A 16,971-nucleotide genomic window follows, 5' to 3' on the forward strand; every position below is an offset into this window, starting at 1 on the left:
TTTCTCACATAGGCCATCCAGCGAAGGCGCGACTTCGTGGTAGCCGGAGCGATAAGACTGAAAGCGGACTCCTTTCTGGCTTATCGCGGGAGGCATCCACAAAGCGTCGAAGCGGTATTAGCGGGAACTCCAATTCGTTCCAAGTATTAGGACTTTTCGTCGGCCTCCCAAAAGTCATTGTAAAGCGCATACGCTGTATCCATTTGTTCAACATATATAGATAATTTTGGACCCAGTTAACTAGGAACCATCCTCATACAATAAATGAACGCTCACTTTTGTATGGAGGTGATCTTATCAACCTATGGATCGATATATCCACAAGGAAACACCGATTAAAACTTTACGATGGTCATCACTTAATGAAAATATATCCGATTGCGGTAGGGAAAATGGTCACAGCGACGCCAATGGGGACATACAGAATTATAAACAAACAAAGCAATCCTGGTGGACCTTTCGGGGCTTTTTGGATGGGGTTATCAAAACCTCATTATGGGATACATGGCACAAATAATCCTTCATCTATTGGGAAAAGCGTGTCACATGGATGTATCCGAATGCATAATGAAGATGTTCTAGAATTAGCGTCTATGGTCTCGATTGGAACCACTGTTACTATTCATAAATGAAACACTTACTACCTTGTAATTTGTATGTTTCATATGATTGGTGGGAAAGTGAGTAGACTGCTAATATTACTGGCCAGATTAATATCGGAGTATCGAGATTACATTGAATCGTATTATATTTTAATAAAAAAAGCCAGCATCAAATACAATTCTAAATTGAGAGTTGTATTTAATGCAGGCTTTTTTGAGTTACCTATTAAATTTTCTTTTTCTCTGTTGATTCTTTATCGTCTGATTTAAACTCATCTGTGACATCGTCCATGATGTCTTTCGTTGAATTCTTAAATTCTTTCAGTGTTTGTCCAACAGCTTTGCCTAATTGAGGCAACTTGGATGGTCCGAATATGATTAAAGCAATCACTAGAATTATAATTAAACCGGGTACACCGATACTTGATGGCATGATTTGTTCCTCCTTTGAATTCATGTACATTTATTTGGGAATTGTACATGCTTACAGCTACTTGAATCAGTATAACATTCCTGATTACAAGAATGCTTCGATCTTAATCCTTCAACATCTTCTCTCGTCTTACTTCATTTGCACGCTTTTTTTTCAGTGACCAGCTTGATACCAGAATGCTGATCTCAAATAGTAGTAATAAAGGAATAATGATCAGAAAGTCGGAAATGAAATCAGGTGGTGTTATTGAAACTCCGACTACTACAAGCATGAAGTAAGCGATCTTTCTCATTTTTCTCAACTTTTCTGGTGTTACAATACCTAACTTCGTTAAAAACAGGATGACGACCGGCAATTCGAACACAATACCTATTGGAATGATTAAGTTAAACATGAACGTAAAGTATTGCTTCATCCCATATGTTTCAACTGCACCAATCGATTCATTGATATTTGACATAAAGTTCAACATTAAAGGGAAGAGGAGAAAATAACTAAAACTGACCCCCGCCAAAAACAATAAAAAAGAGGCCGGAATAAACATGACTGTTCCTTTTGATTCGTCTCTGGACATTCCCGGTTTTACAAATAACCACGTCTGGTACAATGCAATGGGTAATGTAATCAGAATAGCCAACAGTAAAGCACATTTTACATAAATCATAAGCCCATCCGTATAGCCGAATACGTTCCATTCGACATGACGGGCTGTAGGTTGCATTTTGATGAACGTTAATATTTTAGGTGCAATACCGAAACCTATTGCCAGCGATATTATAAAAGTCACGGCTACAATAATTAGCCGTTTTCTGAGCTCCGTTAGATGTTCGACAAAAGTATATTCTTGTTCTAGTTTCATGCTTCTTACCACCCACCATCTTATAATGCTAAAAAGTAAATTCAGAAAATATAAACTTTCTTGTTTACCAAAAATAATAGCTTTAATTCATACTAAATTGAAAAAATGTAGTAGAATTAAGAAAGGTAATCTAACTACCCTACACATTATACACATCAAAAATGAATTGTAAATAATAGGACGCTCAATAATTAAGAAGAGTAAATTCGGAAAATAATAACTTTCTCGGATGAAGGGAAAGATATTTCTAATCCATATCAATAAGGAAAAAAAAGTAGTAGAATTAAGAACGCGTTGATTTGGACCACAACATACAATCCGTTACTAAATCGATTTACTAAATAATAGGACGTTTATTCACGGAATCGAAAGAAAGGAGAATGAAGGTGTCTCAGTATTACATTGAAGAGTTTAAAATCATCAGCCAGGTATTTTTACCAATCTTGTTAATCGGTGGATTGGCTACGTTTCTTATCGTTTTTAATGATGGTTATCCTTGGTATACATTCATCGGTGCCGCAATTGGCTTATCTATTATTATAGTTTCATGGACAGAAAAAAAGTATGCAATTTTCATAACATCCCTGTTGATGTGCGCAATTATCTATTCTGCTCTTTCTAGCCTTTACAACTAGAATGTTTTTGTTATTGTCTGATACTTAGCTAGATAAATAATTAGAGTATATTAATACAGTTAGAATTTGGAGGTTTTATCATGTCGAAGCAAGAGAAGAATTCATTTGTAGATAAACGTTCTTCAAGGCGTACGTTTTTAAAAAATTCAGGATTGACGGTAGGCGGTGTAGTACTGGGTGGCGCACTGGGGAGTTTGTTAGGGAACGATCCTAAAACACCTGCACCGGTAAAACAAGCACATACTCCTACTGCAAATCCGAACATTGCATTAATATTCTTTACAACCGAACAATATCAATTAACACAAGCAGCAAGCGAACGAATTTTCCCAGAAGATGAAAATGGTCCAGGAGCAAAAGAATTAAATGCTGCCATCTATATTGACCATCAACTTGCGAGCCCATGGGGATTAAACGTGAAGGATTATCGCTTAGGGGCATTCCATACACCGGAACCAACACAAGGCGGACAAACAAAAATGCTTCGTAAAGACTTGTTCCCGGCAGGTTTACTAGCATTGAATACCTACAGTGTTAAACAATTTGAAAAGAAATTTACTGAATTGGAAATAGCGGAACAAGATGCTGTATTAACCGATTTTAGTGAAGGGAAAACGACTGTTTATAAAGGTGTTTCTTCCACTGAGTTCTTTAACTTATTACGTTCATTAACGATGGAAGGTGTGTATGCCGATCCATTATATGGCGGTAACAAAGAGATGCTTGGTTGGAAAATGAGGAAATATCCTGGCTCACGGATGACTTACCTCCAAGAAATTCAAAGTGAAAACTTCGTCGTACTAGAACCGCAAGGCTTAAACAGCCACATGGGACATTGATTATAGGAAGGAATGAATGACAACAATGAGTACAAAATTACCTAAAGTACCTGTCGTTATCGTAGGTATGGGCTGGGCTGGCGGTATTATTGCAGCCGAACTAACAAAAGCAGGAATTCAAGTCGTGGGACTAGAACGTGGAAAAGATCGATCAACTGCCGATTACTTAATGGGGCATGATGAACTGCGTTATCAACATCGGACGGAGCTAATGCAAGACTTATCGAAAGAAACGATTACACATCGTAATAATCTTGAGATGCGTGCACTTCCAATGCGTTATTATGGATCATTCATCGTTGGTGATGGAGTTGGTGGAGCGGGAAGTCACTGGAATGGTCAAACGTATCGTTTCCTTCCATATGACTTTGAAATCAAAACTTTAACAGAGAAAAGGTACGGTAAAGGGAAAATTAAATCGGATATGCCCATCCAAGACTGGGGTATAACATATGACGAAATAGAGCCTTATTACGATACATTTGAAAAAATGGCGGGTATTTCCGGCGAAACAGTGGAAGCTTACGGAAAACGTTCGAATCCATATCCGACAGGTCCAATGTTGAAAACTCCTGTTTTAAAAGTCTTCGAGGAGGCAACGAAAAAGTTAGGCTATACACCTTATATGGTTCCTTCTGGGAATTTGTCGGAGTTCTACGAAAATCCAGATGGTATTTCACGTGCGGCCTGTCAATATTGTGCTTATTGTGAGAACTTCGGTTGTGAGTATGGTGCGAAAGCGGATCCAGCCGTAACGGTTATTCCAGTTGCAAGAGAGACAGGAAAACTTGACCTACGCACACACTCAAATGTAGTACGTATTTTAAAAGATGGAAAAAAAGCAACAGGCGTTGTTTACGTGGATACGATTACTGGGGAAGAGTTTGAACAACCGGCAGATGTTGTAGTTGTTGCAAGTTATGTATTTAACAATGCACGACTTTTGCTCAATTCTGGTCTCGGACAACCTTATAATCCGAAAACTGGAAAAGGTTCAATCGGGAAAAACTATTGCTATCAAGTAAGTACTGGTTCTTCAATGGCATTCTTTGAAGATAAAGAATTCAATCTGTATGCAGGTGCAGGGGCATTAGGCATGGAGATTCCTGAATTCGTTGGCGATAACTTTGACCATTCGAACGAGAACTTTATTCATGGTGCTGGAATCCGTATGTTCCAATATGGTGCACGTCCAATTGCAAACAATGTTGTACCGAGCGGCACGCCTACTTGGGGGCCTGAATTCAAGAAACAATCGATCAAATATGCGAACAGTTACTTGAAGGTTGCTTCACAAGGTGCGAGTATGCCTCATCAAAATAACTACCTTGATCTTGACCCTGATTATAAAGATGCATACGGTATGCCGTTACTTCGCATGACATATGATTACACAGAACAAGATCGCGAATTGGTGAAATATATGTCGAAAGTGACACGTTCAGTAGCAGAAGCAATGGGGGCTGACATCATTGATACCGCTGATGAACAAGGTGAATTCAATGTAAACAAAGATACAAATACGCATAATACAGGCGGCGTAATTATGGGTGCTGACCGTGAAACTTCAGCCGTTAACTCGTACTTGCAAATGTGGGATGCCGAGAACGTTTTTGTGGCGGGTGCTTCTGCATTCCCTCATAACAGTTCTTTCAATCCAACTGGTACACTTGGCGCTCTATCATATAGAGCGGCAGAAGGAATTCAAAAGTTCCTAAAACAAGGCGGATCACTTGTATAGGTGACAGTTATCAAGATAACTGTTTGTAACAAGTACGATGATTATTATTGGTTCGAAAATTAATAAAGAAGCCTTAAATCGGTTATCGATTTAAGGCTGTTTTTATTCACTTTAATCAAAGCCGTGAAATTCACCTAAATAAATATGGGAAATTTAATATTAAAGTTAAATTAAAAGAACCATCAAACTCAATATGATGAATGAGCCAATTTAGGGGGAAACTCTTAGATTGGTTTTTTCATTTTCAAATAATTCATTGACAGTGAGAATTGTTATCAGTAGAATGGAAACCACTGAGAATGATTATCATTATTAATTGGGAGTGTGGAAAATGAAGAAGGTATCATTACTTTTATTATCTGTACTGTTGTTACTCGTTTTAGCAGCATGTGGTACGGAGAATGGTAAAGCAGCAGTGAAAGAAGAGGATCCAAAAGATAAGGAGAAAAAAGAAGAGGTCACGTCAGCTATTGAAGTGACAGATGCATCGGGTGAAAATATAACGTTTGAAAGTGCTCCAGAATCTATTGCAGTTTTAAATTCAGGAGACTTAGATATTTTACTAGCATTAGGTGCTAATGTGACTGGCCGTCCAACGGCAAGTGGACCTGTTTCAAAAGAAGTAGAAAGTATTACGGAAATCGGTAATCCACATCAGCCAAACTTTGAGAAATTAGCGGAAGTTCATCCAACTGTTTTAGCCGCAGCAATGAGTTTCAAGCAACATGCTGAGAATATAGAACGACAAGGAACGAAGGTTATTTACACTAAAGCAAATTCAATCGCTGATATTCAAGAAACGATTCGTCTATATGGACAACTATTTCAAAAAGAAACAGAAGCTGAAAGTATGAATAAAACGATTACGGAAGAAGTAGAAAATAGCGGAAAAACCAATTCTGATCCAGTGAAAACACTATTGGTATATGGTGCACCAGGTACGTATCTAGCGGCTCTTCCAAACTCTCTTACAGGTGATTTATTGGAAAAAGCGGGTGGAGAAAATATTGCATCCGATTTTCCACAAGAAGAGAATTATCCGCAGTATGCGAGTTTAAGTGTTGAAAAGATTATCGAAAGAAATCCAAAAGTTGTGATGCTGATTACACATGGCGATCCAGAAGGGGTAAAAGCGGCTTTTGAAAGTGAAATGGAAAAGAATGCAGCTTGGAAAAATCTTGATGCAGTAAAAAATGGCAATGTATTTATTTTACCTTCACATTTATTTGGTTCAAACCCAGGTACAAAAGTAGTAGAAGCACTTGAGGTGATGAAGGAAAATCTAGCGGCGGTTAAATAAAATGGAAGCGGTAGAAGTTCAAGTATCTAAAAATGTTCATCCACTCGCAAAAAAACGAACAATTGTAGTTATCTCTTTTAGTATCCTTCTTGTAGTTGCGTGTACGGTAAGTTTAATGATTGGGCCTGTTTCATTTACATTCAGTGAAGTTTGGAGTGGTCTTTTTCACTCAGATGATTCATTGGCTAGACGAATTATATGGGAGTTACGTTTCCCACGGGTTTTAATCGGAATGATTGTCGGAATGTGTCTCGCGGTATCTGGTGCTATTTTACAAGGCGTAATGAAAAATCCACTAGCAGATCCGGGAATTATAGGGGTGTCGTCTGGAGCTGGTCTCGCCGCAACGACTATTATGATTATCTTCCCGGCGTATATCCTATTCTTGCCTTTAGCAGCTTTTATAGGGGCTCTCATCACTGCGCTCATTATTTATGCGTTCTCTTGGAAAGGCGGCACTTCACCCGTACGTATTATATTAGTCGGTGTAGCCATTAATGCCGTAATTGGTGCGTTCATGAGTGCACTCATGCTGTTATATAGCGACCGTGTGCAATCAGTTCTTCCATGGCTAGCCGGTGGCATTGGGGGCGTGGGGTGGATTCAATTTGAAATGATTATTTATTACGCGGTTGGAGCGCTTGTATTATCTTTGTTTGCAATCAGGCATATTCGCATTTTAAGACTTGGTGATGAAGTTGCAAAACTGCTTGGCCACAATGTTGAAAAAAGTCGTTTTTTCCTGATTGTTCTTAGTACACTTCTTGCGGGAATAGCTGTAAGTGTTGCCGGTTTAATAGGTTTTGTTGGGCTTGTTGTGCCACATATATTAAGAATTATGATTGGTGGAGATTATCGCTATTTACTGCCTGCATCCGCACTTGGCGGAGGGTTGCTCGTTGTATTGGCTGATACAGTTGCACGGAGTGCTTTTAATCCAATCGAGTTGCCAGTTGGGATTTTGTTGGCATTCTTAGGCGGCCCATTTTTCTTATATATGATTCAGAGAAGGAGGGACTCATTTGCTTCTAACTAAAGATGTCGCATTCGAACATTCACCTTCCTTTCAGTTACAAGCGATTGACTTACACGTAAAGGAAGGTGAAATCGTCAGCTTAATAGGTCCAAATGGGTCTGGTAAATCGACATTGCTCCGACTTGTTTCACGTCTTATAACTCCGAAAAGTGGTGAAGTAATCCTAGATGGACAAATGATTGGTTCAATGAAAAGTCTAGATGTCGCAAAAAAACTTGCCATGCTACCACAAATGCAAGATCATCAACTCGATTTGACGGTAGGCGAACTCATCGAATTTGGAAGGTATCCACATCGGGGGGCTTACGGCAAGTTGACTAAAGAAGATGATGAAATCGTTCAATGGGCGATGGAGGTTACGAGGTTAACTCGATTTAAAAACCGGACGTTACAATCACTTTCTGGTGGAGAAAGGCAACGGGCATGGATTGCACTGGCTGTTGCCCAGCGGCCAAAGATTTTACTGTTAGATGAACCAACAACATTTCTTGATATATCACACCAATTAGAAGTGATGGAGCTTGTCGAAGAGTTAAATACAAAGTTTGGCATGACTGTTGTAATGGTCTTGCATGACATCAACCAAGCAGCACGTTATAGTGACCGCCTTGTCGTTTTAAAGGATGGGAAGGTTCAGTACGATGGTATTCCGCAATGCGTGTTATGTAGGGAGATGTTTCAATCTATTTTTGAAATAGATGCAGATATCTATAAGGACAACGGAAAACCATTTTTCACACCAATAAGGTTACGAAAGGAAGAAATTACATGAGAAAAGGGCCACTTAGCAATGAGTTGGTAAGGGCGTTTATTATTGCTGCACATGGAGATTTTGAAGAGGTAAAGAGGTTAGTAAAGCAAGAGCCGGCGCTTCTTCATTCCATTACGAACTGGGGAGGTGACGATTGGGAAAGTGGGCTTGGGGCAGCAGCCCATACAGGTAATCGTGCAATTGCAGAATGGCTACTCGAACGTGGTGCACGAATGGATATCTTCGCGGCAGCGATGCTTGGCGAACTAAGTATCGTAAAAGCAATAGTTGCTATACAGCCTAATGTCATTGCGGCTCCAGGTCCGCATGGTATTGCATTGCTTCGACATGCGCAAATGGGTGGAGAACCTGCACGGACTGTATACCAGTATCTAGAGTCTTTAACACTGAGGGAGGAAGTTGAATTATGATGAAAGCAGTAAATACAATCCGTATCAAAAAAGGAAACGTAGAAGAGGTTCTTGCACGTTTTCAAACACCAAAATCTGTTCATACATTTGAGGGATTTGTTTTAATGGAAGTATTGAAAAAAGAAAATAGTCCGGAATATGATGAGTTGAAAATCTGCACTACATGGGAAGAAAGAAAGTTTTTTGATGAATGGTTGGGTAGCAGAGCATCTCAAAAAACGCATGATAAGAAAAATGAACAAAAATCAGCGGATAATCCAATCATAAGTTCACAACTGACTACCTTTCAAGTGGCAATTCAGCACAAACCTGCAAAGCAGGAGGTTTGAATTTTAGTGGATGACGGTCACCAAGACAATTATGAAATAAACACAGTAATTTATAAAACAACCTTAAATCGATTATGATTTAAGGTTGTTTTATGCGTATTAATATAAATACTATCCTATTCTACCGCTATTATTAACGGGATTTGTAAATTTTTCATTTTGTCTGCTGACTACTTGTTTTGTAGCATCTTGTCTCGCTTTAGGAACCAAAAACATGATCGCTATTAACGCAAGTACTGCGAATATAACGTTGGTAATAATTCCGGCAGAGGCTGCCTTTTCAATATTGCCCGTCATCGTCATTGTACCGTACACGGTGGCAGATATGGCAACGCCAAAGGAGCTGCCGAGAGAACTCGCCATTTTGTAAATACCTGACGCTGAACCGACTTTATCTTCAGGGGCACTTGATACAGCTGTGTCAGTGGACGGTGTTGCATACAGCCCAAGTCCTACACCGAACAGGATAAATCCGAAAAAGACAACGATGATATAAGCTGTGTCCGGTAAAAATGTCAAAGCCATTAACCCGATGCCAATTGCCGCCAGGATAGAGCCTGCCATCATTGGTAATCTAGCACCGGTTCGTTGCAGTACTTTTTCACCGACACGGATCATGACAAGGACTGCCACTAAATAGCCAATTGATAGCATACCTGATTGAAACGCCGTGAAGCCTCTTCCGACTTGCACATATGTATTTGCTACAACGAGCGTACCAGCAACCGCGTTTAATAAGAAGTTGGAGATGGTAGCACCCGTATACGGTTTGTTTTTAAATAATTTAAAATCAATCAAAGCATGTAATTTACCTATTTCTATTTTGATGAAGAATAGCATTCCAACTAGCGTAGCGACAATTAAACTTAATGTGAGCGGGCTTGTCCATCCGAAATCTGCACCGCGCGTAATAACCACGTTTAATGCAATCATCGTTAAAACAAATGCAACTAAGCCGGTAAAGTCGAAACGGGAAGAGCCTTGCTGTTCAACTTTGCTTTCGGGGGTATCTTTGATCAAAATCATAGCCAAGATGGCAAAAATAATTGAGAAAACAAAGATCCATCTCCAACCCATAGAAGTTGCGATAGCTCCTCCTGCAAATGAACAAACACCCGAACCACCCCAAGACCCGATGGACCAATAACTAAGTGCACGTTGCCTTTCAGCACCTTCATAGTACGTTCTCATCAAGGCAATCGTTGCTGGCATAATACAAGCAGCCGATAATCCTTGGATGATCCGTCCGATAATTAACAGCGCGGCACCATTCGTAAATACGAGGCAAAGTGAGCCAATGATACTTAATATGAGCCCAAAATAGGTCATTTTCTTGCGACCAAATTTATCAGCAAGCCCGCCTGCTGCCACGACGAAAATACCTGAGAATAAAGCGGTCAAACTGATTGCAATATTAAGTACACCCAGTGAAATTCCTAGATCCGATTGGATTGCGGGAACAACATTGACCATGGATTGCGCGAAAAGCCAAAACGTTATGACACCAAACACGATTCCTGTAATCATTTTATTCGTACCTTGATAGCTTGTGGTCATGATCTTCCTCCTCAAAATAGAAAGCAGCTTTCGTGAGAGTTTTATCTCGTCTATCAAAATTTAGTGTTTTACTACTTTAGCATAGTAGAGCGATGGGGTGAAGAAGAAAACCGTGATTTTTCTATTTTAAAATGATTGCCAATTGCGTGACTAGTAGGTAGTATCAATATTTCAACCACTTGAGTAGTCGTTTACCATAAGTAAAACAAAGATAATCCCTAATGATGTCGAAAATCTTGAAATATGGGAATGGATATAATGATTCGAAATATGGACACAATTTAATAATAGTATTATTAAATCGTTATGATAACCAAAGTGAATCAAGTTCATTGTTCGGTTTTTGCGAATAAAAATAAATATTTCATTATATTTTATATGATTTTATTGCGTTAGTTAGAATATATCCTATCATTAGGTAAAATTCAATACCAATCGTTCGTCTTTTTCGGATCGGTATAAATTTGGAATAGTTCAGCTATATATACTGTATAATGATTTCGAGAGGTTTAAATACATATTTTGGGTTATTTGGTCATGGAGATGGTAGTTTATATGTAGGAGGGAATTCACCAAGTCCCAGACAATGAGGAGGAGTTACGGAATGAATAAAATTATGGTCATCGGGGTGTCAGCGGGTGCTGGAAAATCAACATTTGCACGTCGATTAGGCGAATTGACCGGAATCGAAGTAACACATTTAGATTGTTTGTATTGGAAACCAAATTGGGTGGAAGCCCCGCCTGAAGAGTTTTCATTAGCTCAACAACAAGTTGTCCAAAATGAGCAATGGATAGTTGAGGGGAATTATTCAGGGACATTCGATATACGAGAGCCATATGCAGATACCGTTATTTATTTGGAGCTCCCTCTCCGTGTCTGTTTGTACCGTGTATTAAAGCGAAGAGTACAATTCCATGGGAAAACGAGGAATGATATTGGTGAAGGTTGTAAAGAGAAGATTGATAAGGCGTTTCTGAAATTCATCCTCACAACATATGGGGCACGAAAAAGGAAAATGCTAGAGCGAATACAACGCTATGCAGGTGAAGGGAAGAACGTACATTATTTGAAAACACCTGCGCAGATTGAAGGGTTTTTAAAAACGTATATAAAAAAGTGAAACAACAAATAAGAAAGTATAAGTTTTCGACCCGGAACAATGTCTAGCTCCGGGCGTCAGGTGCTCGGAGTCAAAAGTCGATCTAGCTAGGAAAGAATGAACTGTATCCTTCTGGGGCAAAGGAACGTCGCTCCACTGTCCCGTCTTATGTCTGTCGCATCTTAGAGGGCGCCTGCGCTTTTCTTAACGTTCAAAAACCCTCGTGTTATAAACAGCTCAGAGTTATGAAATTGATTAAGGTTAGAAACTTTGGGAATTTGTATACGAACTGTTTCACTATAATAGCTTATTAAACAAACTATCCATATGGGGATCATTAAATGTATATAATTTTTTATCGAATTTTCCAAACTGAGAAATCGTAAGTGCTTTGACTAAAGCGCGACCTTTCAAAAGAGTTTCTTCAAATTCTCGTTCAGGATCAGATAAAATTGTGATTGCTCCACCCACACCTACAGTAGCCTGTTCGGGAGTCATTATAATCGTTCGAATGACAATATTTAAATCTGTAGTACCATTTAAGCTCAAAAATCCAATTGCTCCCGAGTAAATGCCACGAGCATTCGTCTCTAATTTATCAATATAATCCATGGTTCGTATTTTGGGAGCTCCGGTCATCGATCCTCCAGGAAATGCTGATCGTATACAATCAATTGCTGTTAATTCCGCTCTTAACGTCCCTTTAATTGTTGAAACGAGTTGATGCACTGTTTGATAAGATTCAATAGCCATCAATTTCGGTACGTGAACACTTCCAATATCACAAACTAAACCCAAGTCATTTCGAAGAAGATCAACAATCATCAAGTTTTCTGCTCTATCCTTTTCACTAGTACGCAATATTTCAGCCAATCTGAGATCGTCCTCGATATTTTTCCCACGAGCAATCGTCCCTTTAATTGGTTTAGCTTCGACCACTCGATCTTGATCAATTTTTAGGAAACGTTCAGGAGAAGAACATAGAACACTCAATTCCCCGAACTTAAGAAAGGACGAGTATGGAGCTGGATTAATATTTCTAAGAATACGATATGTAACTAATGGATTGAAATGTTCATTAATATTAATTCTATTCGTTAAGCAAACCTCATAAGTTTCACCTTCAGTAATATACTTTTTACATTCTTCTATCTTTTTTACATACTGAGCGTACGATTGACTTAATTCAAAGTTAAGTGGTGTGCGGGTATCATTGATTGTTACTTCCACGGGTGCTATAGATGGAACGTTTTGTAGTTGCTGTTCCGTAGCGTCAAACCATTCAGAAGCGGATGTAGGGGCATTATATGGAACAATACTAACTAAATATATGCAGCGCTCATTGTGGTCAAAGGCAATTAATCGGTCGGCTAGAATAAACAAGGCATCAGGATTTGAGGATACATGGTGTTCATTGGCGCCGCATTCAGCTTTCAATTCATATCCAAAATAACCTACAAATCCGCCATTAAAATCAAACGGTAATTCATTAGAATGTTGTTGCATTTTATGGATCTCAGAATCAATATAGTTGAAAATATCTTCTGTAAGCTCAGTTTGTCCCTGTGCGTCACTAATTTGAACAAGCTGTGTTTTTGAGTCGTACTTAATCACTTTACTTAATGGCCCATTAGTTGCTCCCATAAAAGAAAAACGAGATAGGTCAGATTCGACACGACTACTATCAAGCCAAAAAGCATATGCTTCTTCAGCAAAAAAATGCTGAAAAACTTCTTCTGGTTCTACAAAATTTAATAGTTTTCTACTCAAAACCTTTACAGTGGGTAATGCAGTAGACATTTCACGAGACATGCCCCGTGGGACTATCGAAATCTCTGGGATATTTGTCAACAAGAACATCTCCTTGGAAATACTGATTTATCCATAAATAGTAGTTTTTTTATTCATTAACGAAAAATTTTCTAGTATTTGATGTCCGAACTCAGTGCAAATGGATTCAGGGTGGAACTGCACACCGCATATTGGTTTTTCAGTATGCTGCAAGCCCATTATAATTCCATCAGCAGTCCATGCTGTTTTTTGTAAACAAGTAGGTAAATCATCCTCGACAATAAGTGAATGATAGCGAACTACTTTGAATTCTTGGGGTACTCCCTTAAATAACTCAGAATCGTTATGAAAGACTTTACTTATTCTTCCATGCATTGGCATAGGTGCTTTCACAACTTTTGCGCCAAAAGTATGGGCGAATCCCTGATGACCTAAGCAGACCCCTAAAATTGGCACTTCTGATAGGCGTAAAACATCTCGACAAACACCAAAATCTTTTTCTTTCGTTGGTGTTCCTGGTCCTGGAGAAATAATCACATTATCAAACGAAATGGATTGTAATTCGTTCCATGAATATTGATCATTCCGAACTACTATGGGTAGTTCTTCGTTTATAGAGGCAATGAGTTGATAAAGATTGAATGTATATGAATCGTAGTTGTCGATTAGCAGCGTCCTCATAACTCCCACTCCTTCTAGTACAATAGAACATCTATTTATAGAGTATACATTTTCAATTAGTTGAAACTACTCTTTCTATAATCGAGGGGTTTAGGAATACGATAGTCGGATGAGTGTGAAAAACATGTGAATTCTTATGCTTTTTCATTAGGAGAAACTGCTTCACGCTCAATCCACTTCTGTGACCAATTCTCAATTTCTTTCATAATAGGCGTAAGAGACATTCCTTTTTCAGTTAATGAATACTCAATTCGCACTGGTGTTTCAGGGTAAACGTGGCGGATGACAAAGCCTTGCTGATCAAGATCTTTTAAACGTTCTGAAAGTGTTTTTCCACTGACACCAAGTTTGTCAGTCATTGTGCAAAAGCGCTGTGGTCCTGCCATTAATTGATACAAAATAAGGGCGGTCCAGCGTTGGCTTAGAATAGATACGGCCTTCTCGAAACGCGGGCAAAGTTCAAATTCATTCATATCATTGAAGCTCCTTTCGCCGAACATAATGTGTTGACAACTGTCATTATAACATATAAAGTTAGTTACATAAAGTAATTAACTTACTGTTATCGATAAGGGGGAATAAAAATGAATTTTCATACAGCACCGCATACGTATACAGGGGAAGTACATCTCAACGTTTTGGACATAAATAGAGCTGTCCAATTTTATAAAGAGGTAATTGGATTTAAAGTACTTGAAGAAGCCGCGGCTAAAGTTGTCCTGACAGCAGATGGCAAGACGCCTTTACTGATTATTGAACAACCGGAAAATGTTATGCCGAAAGAGGCGCATAAATCTGGATTGTATCATTTTGCATTATTGTTGCCGAGGAGAGCCGATTTAGGGGCAATTATTAAACATTTCATCCAACAGAATGTACGAATTGGGGCTGCGGATCACCTTGTGAGCGAGGCGCTCTATTTGTCAGATCCGGATGGCAACGGAATTGAAATTTATATAGATCGTGATCCTGCTGTTTGGAGTTGGGACAATGGAAAAGTTGCAATGAGTACAGATGCGCTTGACGGAGAAAGTATTATTGCAGAAAGTGGGGAGCAGACGTGGGATGGTCTTCCTGTCGGAACGGTTATGGGCCATGTACATTTACATGTAGCCAATTTGCCTGAATCGGAAATATTCTACAATGCACTCGGCTTCGAAGTCGTTACGGACTATCCGCAAGCATTATTCATGTCTAACGGGAAGTATCATCATCATATTGGCTTGAATACATGGAATGGCGAAGGTGTATCACGTCCAACTGTGGGAAATGTTGGACTTCAATCGTACACGCTTATTTATCCGAATGAGGCTACATTGAAAGAAGCGATTACGAAAGTGGAAGCATTAGATGGAAAAGTGGAATTGAATGGTAGTGGATTTGTAACGGTAGATCCTTCCGGTATTCAAATTAATCTTAGAGTTGGGTGATTTTTTCTATCAGCAGTGTGTAAATGGGCTGTCCGAATTGGGCAGTCTTTTTTCACTTCTGGGTCTTTGGGTATAGGTGAAACAGATAGTATCCAAATTGTAGTATGGAAGTATAAGTGGCGGTACTGGTTTAAAAGCTTGGACTTTTTTTGAAGGACCATATGTTTATCATTTCGTAAGGAAAAGTTGAAACTTTCTTCGACGCCAAGCGTATAACAACGTATACTTAAAATAACAATACATAATTGAAAAGGAAGTGGGATATGTGACGAAAAAGTTATGGTTTCAAGTAGGTGTCGGAATACTGCTTGCTATGCTAATTATTAAATACTTTATAGAGATTCAAGGGATTTTTTCGCCTTTAGTAATCATAGCAAAGGCAATATTCATACCATTATTACTTGGCGGAGTTCTATATTATATTACGGAACCGGTTCAACGTTTTCTGGAAAAACGTAAAGTACCAAGGTGGGGAAGCATTCTTTCGGTTATAGCGATTCTCGTAGCAGTCGTTTGGATATTCGTAGCAATTATTGCTCCTCCAGTAACGAATCAAATTAATAAATTAGTCGAAAATACGCCTACTATCGCCCAAGAAATAAATGATTTGACATACACATTACTTCAACAAAAAAGTGATTTACCACCAAAACTTGAAGATTCAATTGATAGTGCGGTTGAATCACTTCAATCCATAGCGGTTAATTTTGGGAAATGGGTTGTTCAATTTTTACAATCCTTCTTTCAAGCAATGTTCCTGCTTATATTAGTCCCGTTTTTCTTCATTTTCATCCTGAAAGATCATGAAAAGTTTGCTCCGTTCATATACAATTTCTTTTCGGGAAAACGTCGGGAATGGATCAAAAAGACCTTACATGATATCGATACTGTACTCCGTTCTTATATCCAAGGGCAGTTGTTAATCAGTTTTCTATTAGCAATTCTGTTGTTTGCAGGTTATATGATTATTGGACTGGAGTATGCACTGTTATTAGCCATTTTTGGATTGTTCATGAACCTCATTCCTTTCATTGGCCCATGGATTTCAGCTGTTCCTGCAATCATTATCGGTTTTATACAGGATCCGAAGATTGGTATTTTAGCTGCAGTCGTAATGGTGATCGCCCAGCAAGTTGAAAGTAATCTTATTACACCAAATGTAATGGGGAAATCACTGGATATTCATCCACTTACAGTCATTACTGTTATATTGGCAGCAGGTAATATTGCAGGTTTTCTCGGTATCATCGTTGCTGTTCCGGCGTATGCAGTTGGTAAAGCGATCGTTAAGAATATTTATGCAAGGCGGAAGGAAATCAAAAGCGCTGCGACGAAGACTGTTTAAAAAAGAAATAGAAGACTAAAAAAACGCTAGATAAAATCTAGCGTTTTTTCATACCGTTTAATTGGAAGATGTAACCTTTTTTTGGATTACTCCGTCTGATTGATTAAAT

At 38.8% G+C, this 16,971-nt stretch carries 18 protein-coding genes; 12 read left to right on the top strand and 6 right to left on the bottom strand.

All coding sequences use genetic code 11. The features are described from left to right. Window positions 1-296 precede the first annotated feature (296 nt). Window positions 297-632 carry a L,D-transpeptidase gene (locus tag MKZ26_RS15775; protein WP_067214102.1) on the top strand — a complete coding sequence of 112 codons (336 nt, stop codon included), beginning with the start codon at window positions 297-299 and terminating at the stop codon, window positions 630-632. Between the two features lie 196 nt (window positions 633-828). Here MKZ26_RS15775 and tatA read toward each other — a convergent pair whose 3' ends face one another. Together tatA and tatC are read right to left on the bottom strand one after the other, a co-directional pair. After that, window positions 829-1,035, bottom strand: coding sequence for a twin-arginine translocase TatA/TatE family subunit (tatA, locus tag MKZ26_RS15780; RefSeq protein WP_067213616.1), 207 nt, complete (start codon window positions 1,033-1,035; stop codon window positions 829-831). A 103-nt stretch (window positions 1,036-1,138) separates the two neighbouring features. After that, window positions 1,139-1,894 carry a twin-arginine translocase subunit TatC gene (tatC, locus tag MKZ26_RS15785; protein ID WP_340766737.1) on the bottom strand — a complete coding sequence of 252 codons (756 nt, stop codon included), beginning with the start codon at window positions 1,892-1,894 and terminating at the stop codon, window positions 1,139-1,141. Window positions 1,895-2,280: 386 nt separating this feature from the next. Between tatC and MKZ26_RS15790 the strand changes: the two genes are divergently transcribed. From MKZ26_RS15790 to MKZ26_RS15825, 8 genes are all read left to right on the top strand, one after another. Continuing rightward, window positions 2,281-2,529 (top strand): hypothetical protein, encoded by a 249-nt coding sequence (locus MKZ26_RS15790; protein WP_067213614.1) that lies wholly within the window; start codon window positions 2,281-2,283, stop codon window positions 2,527-2,529. 80 nt (window positions 2,530-2,609) lie between these two features. Further along, window positions 2,610-3,368, top strand: a complete 759-nt coding sequence (locus tag MKZ26_RS15795; RefSeq protein ID WP_340766738.1) for a gluconate 2-dehydrogenase subunit 3 family protein — start codon at window positions 2,610-2,612, stop codon at window positions 3,366-3,368. A 25-nt stretch (window positions 3,369-3,393) separates the two neighbouring features. Continuing rightward, window positions 3,394-5,109 carry a GMC family oxidoreductase gene (locus tag MKZ26_RS15800; protein WP_067214101.1) on the top strand — a complete coding sequence of 572 codons (1,716 nt, stop codon included), beginning with the start codon at window positions 3,394-3,396 and terminating at the stop codon, window positions 5,107-5,109. A gap of 331 nt (window positions 5,110-5,440) precedes the next feature. Further along, entirely contained in the window at window positions 5,441-6,409 is a 969-nt protein-coding gene (locus MKZ26_RS15805; protein ID WP_340766739.1) for an ABC transporter substrate-binding protein, read from the top strand. 1 nt (window position 6,410) lies between these two features. Further along, on the top strand, window positions 6,411-7,445 hold the full coding sequence (locus tag MKZ26_RS15810; RefSeq protein WP_340766740.1) for a FecCD family ABC transporter permease: 1,035 nt from the start codon (window positions 6,411-6,413) through the stop codon (window positions 7,443-7,445). Continuing rightward, window positions 7,432-8,217, top strand: a complete 786-nt coding sequence (locus MKZ26_RS15815; RefSeq protein ID WP_340766741.1) for an ABC transporter ATP-binding protein — start codon at window positions 7,432-7,434, stop codon at window positions 8,215-8,217. The genes MKZ26_RS15810 and MKZ26_RS15815 overlap by 14 nt, the downstream gene beginning before the upstream one ends. Continuing rightward, window positions 8,214-8,627, top strand: coding sequence for an ankyrin repeat domain-containing protein (locus MKZ26_RS15820; protein ID WP_187046159.1), 414 nt, complete (start codon window positions 8,214-8,216; stop codon window positions 8,625-8,627). The genes MKZ26_RS15815 and MKZ26_RS15820 overlap by 4 nt, the downstream gene beginning before the upstream one ends. Beyond that, window positions 8,624-8,956 carry an antibiotic biosynthesis monooxygenase gene (locus MKZ26_RS15825; RefSeq protein WP_067213608.1) on the top strand — a complete coding sequence of 111 codons (333 nt, stop codon included), beginning with the start codon at window positions 8,624-8,626 and terminating at the stop codon, window positions 8,954-8,956. Before MKZ26_RS15820 ends, MKZ26_RS15825 begins: the two co-directional genes overlap by 4 nt. A 111-nt stretch (window positions 8,957-9,067) precedes the next feature. Here the strand turns inward: MKZ26_RS15825 and MKZ26_RS15830 are convergent, their stop codons facing one another. Next, entirely contained in the window at window positions 9,068-10,513 is a 1,446-nt protein-coding gene (locus tag MKZ26_RS15830; protein ID WP_445683429.1) for an MFS transporter, read from the bottom strand. Window positions 10,514-11,117: 604 nt separating this feature from the next. Here MKZ26_RS15830 and MKZ26_RS15835 point away from each other — a divergent pair. Continuing rightward, the gene (locus MKZ26_RS15835; protein ID WP_187046157.1) at window positions 11,118-11,636 is read left to right on the top strand and encodes a topology modulation protein; all 519 of its coding nucleotides are present in this window, start codon (window positions 11,118-11,120) and stop codon (window positions 11,634-11,636) included. A 276-nt stretch (window positions 11,637-11,912) separates the two neighbouring features. Here the strand turns inward: MKZ26_RS15835 and pabB are convergent, their stop codons facing one another. From pabB to MKZ26_RS15850, 3 genes are all read right to left on the bottom strand, one after another. Next, window positions 11,913-13,466, bottom strand: coding sequence for an aminodeoxychorismate synthase component I (gene pabB, locus MKZ26_RS15840; protein ID WP_340766742.1), 1,554 nt, complete (start codon window positions 13,464-13,466; stop codon window positions 11,913-11,915). A gap of 27 nt (window positions 13,467-13,493) precedes the next feature. Further along, window positions 13,494-14,087: an anthranilate synthase component II gene (locus tag MKZ26_RS15845; protein WP_340766743.1), complete on the bottom strand. Its 594-nt coding sequence runs from the start codon at window positions 14,085-14,087 to the stop codon at window positions 13,494-13,496. Between the two features lie 134 nt (window positions 14,088-14,221). Further along, on the bottom strand, window positions 14,222-14,560 hold the full coding sequence (locus MKZ26_RS15850) for a winged helix-turn-helix transcriptional regulator (RefSeq protein WP_067213605.1): 339 nt from the start codon (window positions 14,558-14,560) through the stop codon (window positions 14,222-14,224). 111 nt (window positions 14,561-14,671) lie between these two features. Here MKZ26_RS15850 and MKZ26_RS15855 point away from each other — a divergent pair, with 111 nt between their 5' ends. After that, window positions 14,672-15,517: a VOC family protein gene (locus tag MKZ26_RS15855; RefSeq protein WP_340766744.1), complete on the top strand. Its 846-nt coding sequence runs from the start codon at window positions 14,672-14,674 to the stop codon at window positions 15,515-15,517. 265 nt (window positions 15,518-15,782) lie between these two features. After that, window positions 15,783-16,862: an AI-2E family transporter gene (locus MKZ26_RS15860; RefSeq protein ID WP_067213603.1), complete on the top strand. Its 1,080-nt coding sequence runs from the start codon at window positions 15,783-15,785 to the stop codon at window positions 16,860-16,862. Window positions 16,863-16,971 lie beyond the last annotated feature (109 nt).

This window comes from Sporosarcina sp. FSL K6-6792 (genome assembly GCF_038004885.1).
GTDB lineage: Bacteria > Bacillota > Bacilli > Bacillales_A > Planococcaceae > Sporosarcina > Sporosarcina psychrophila.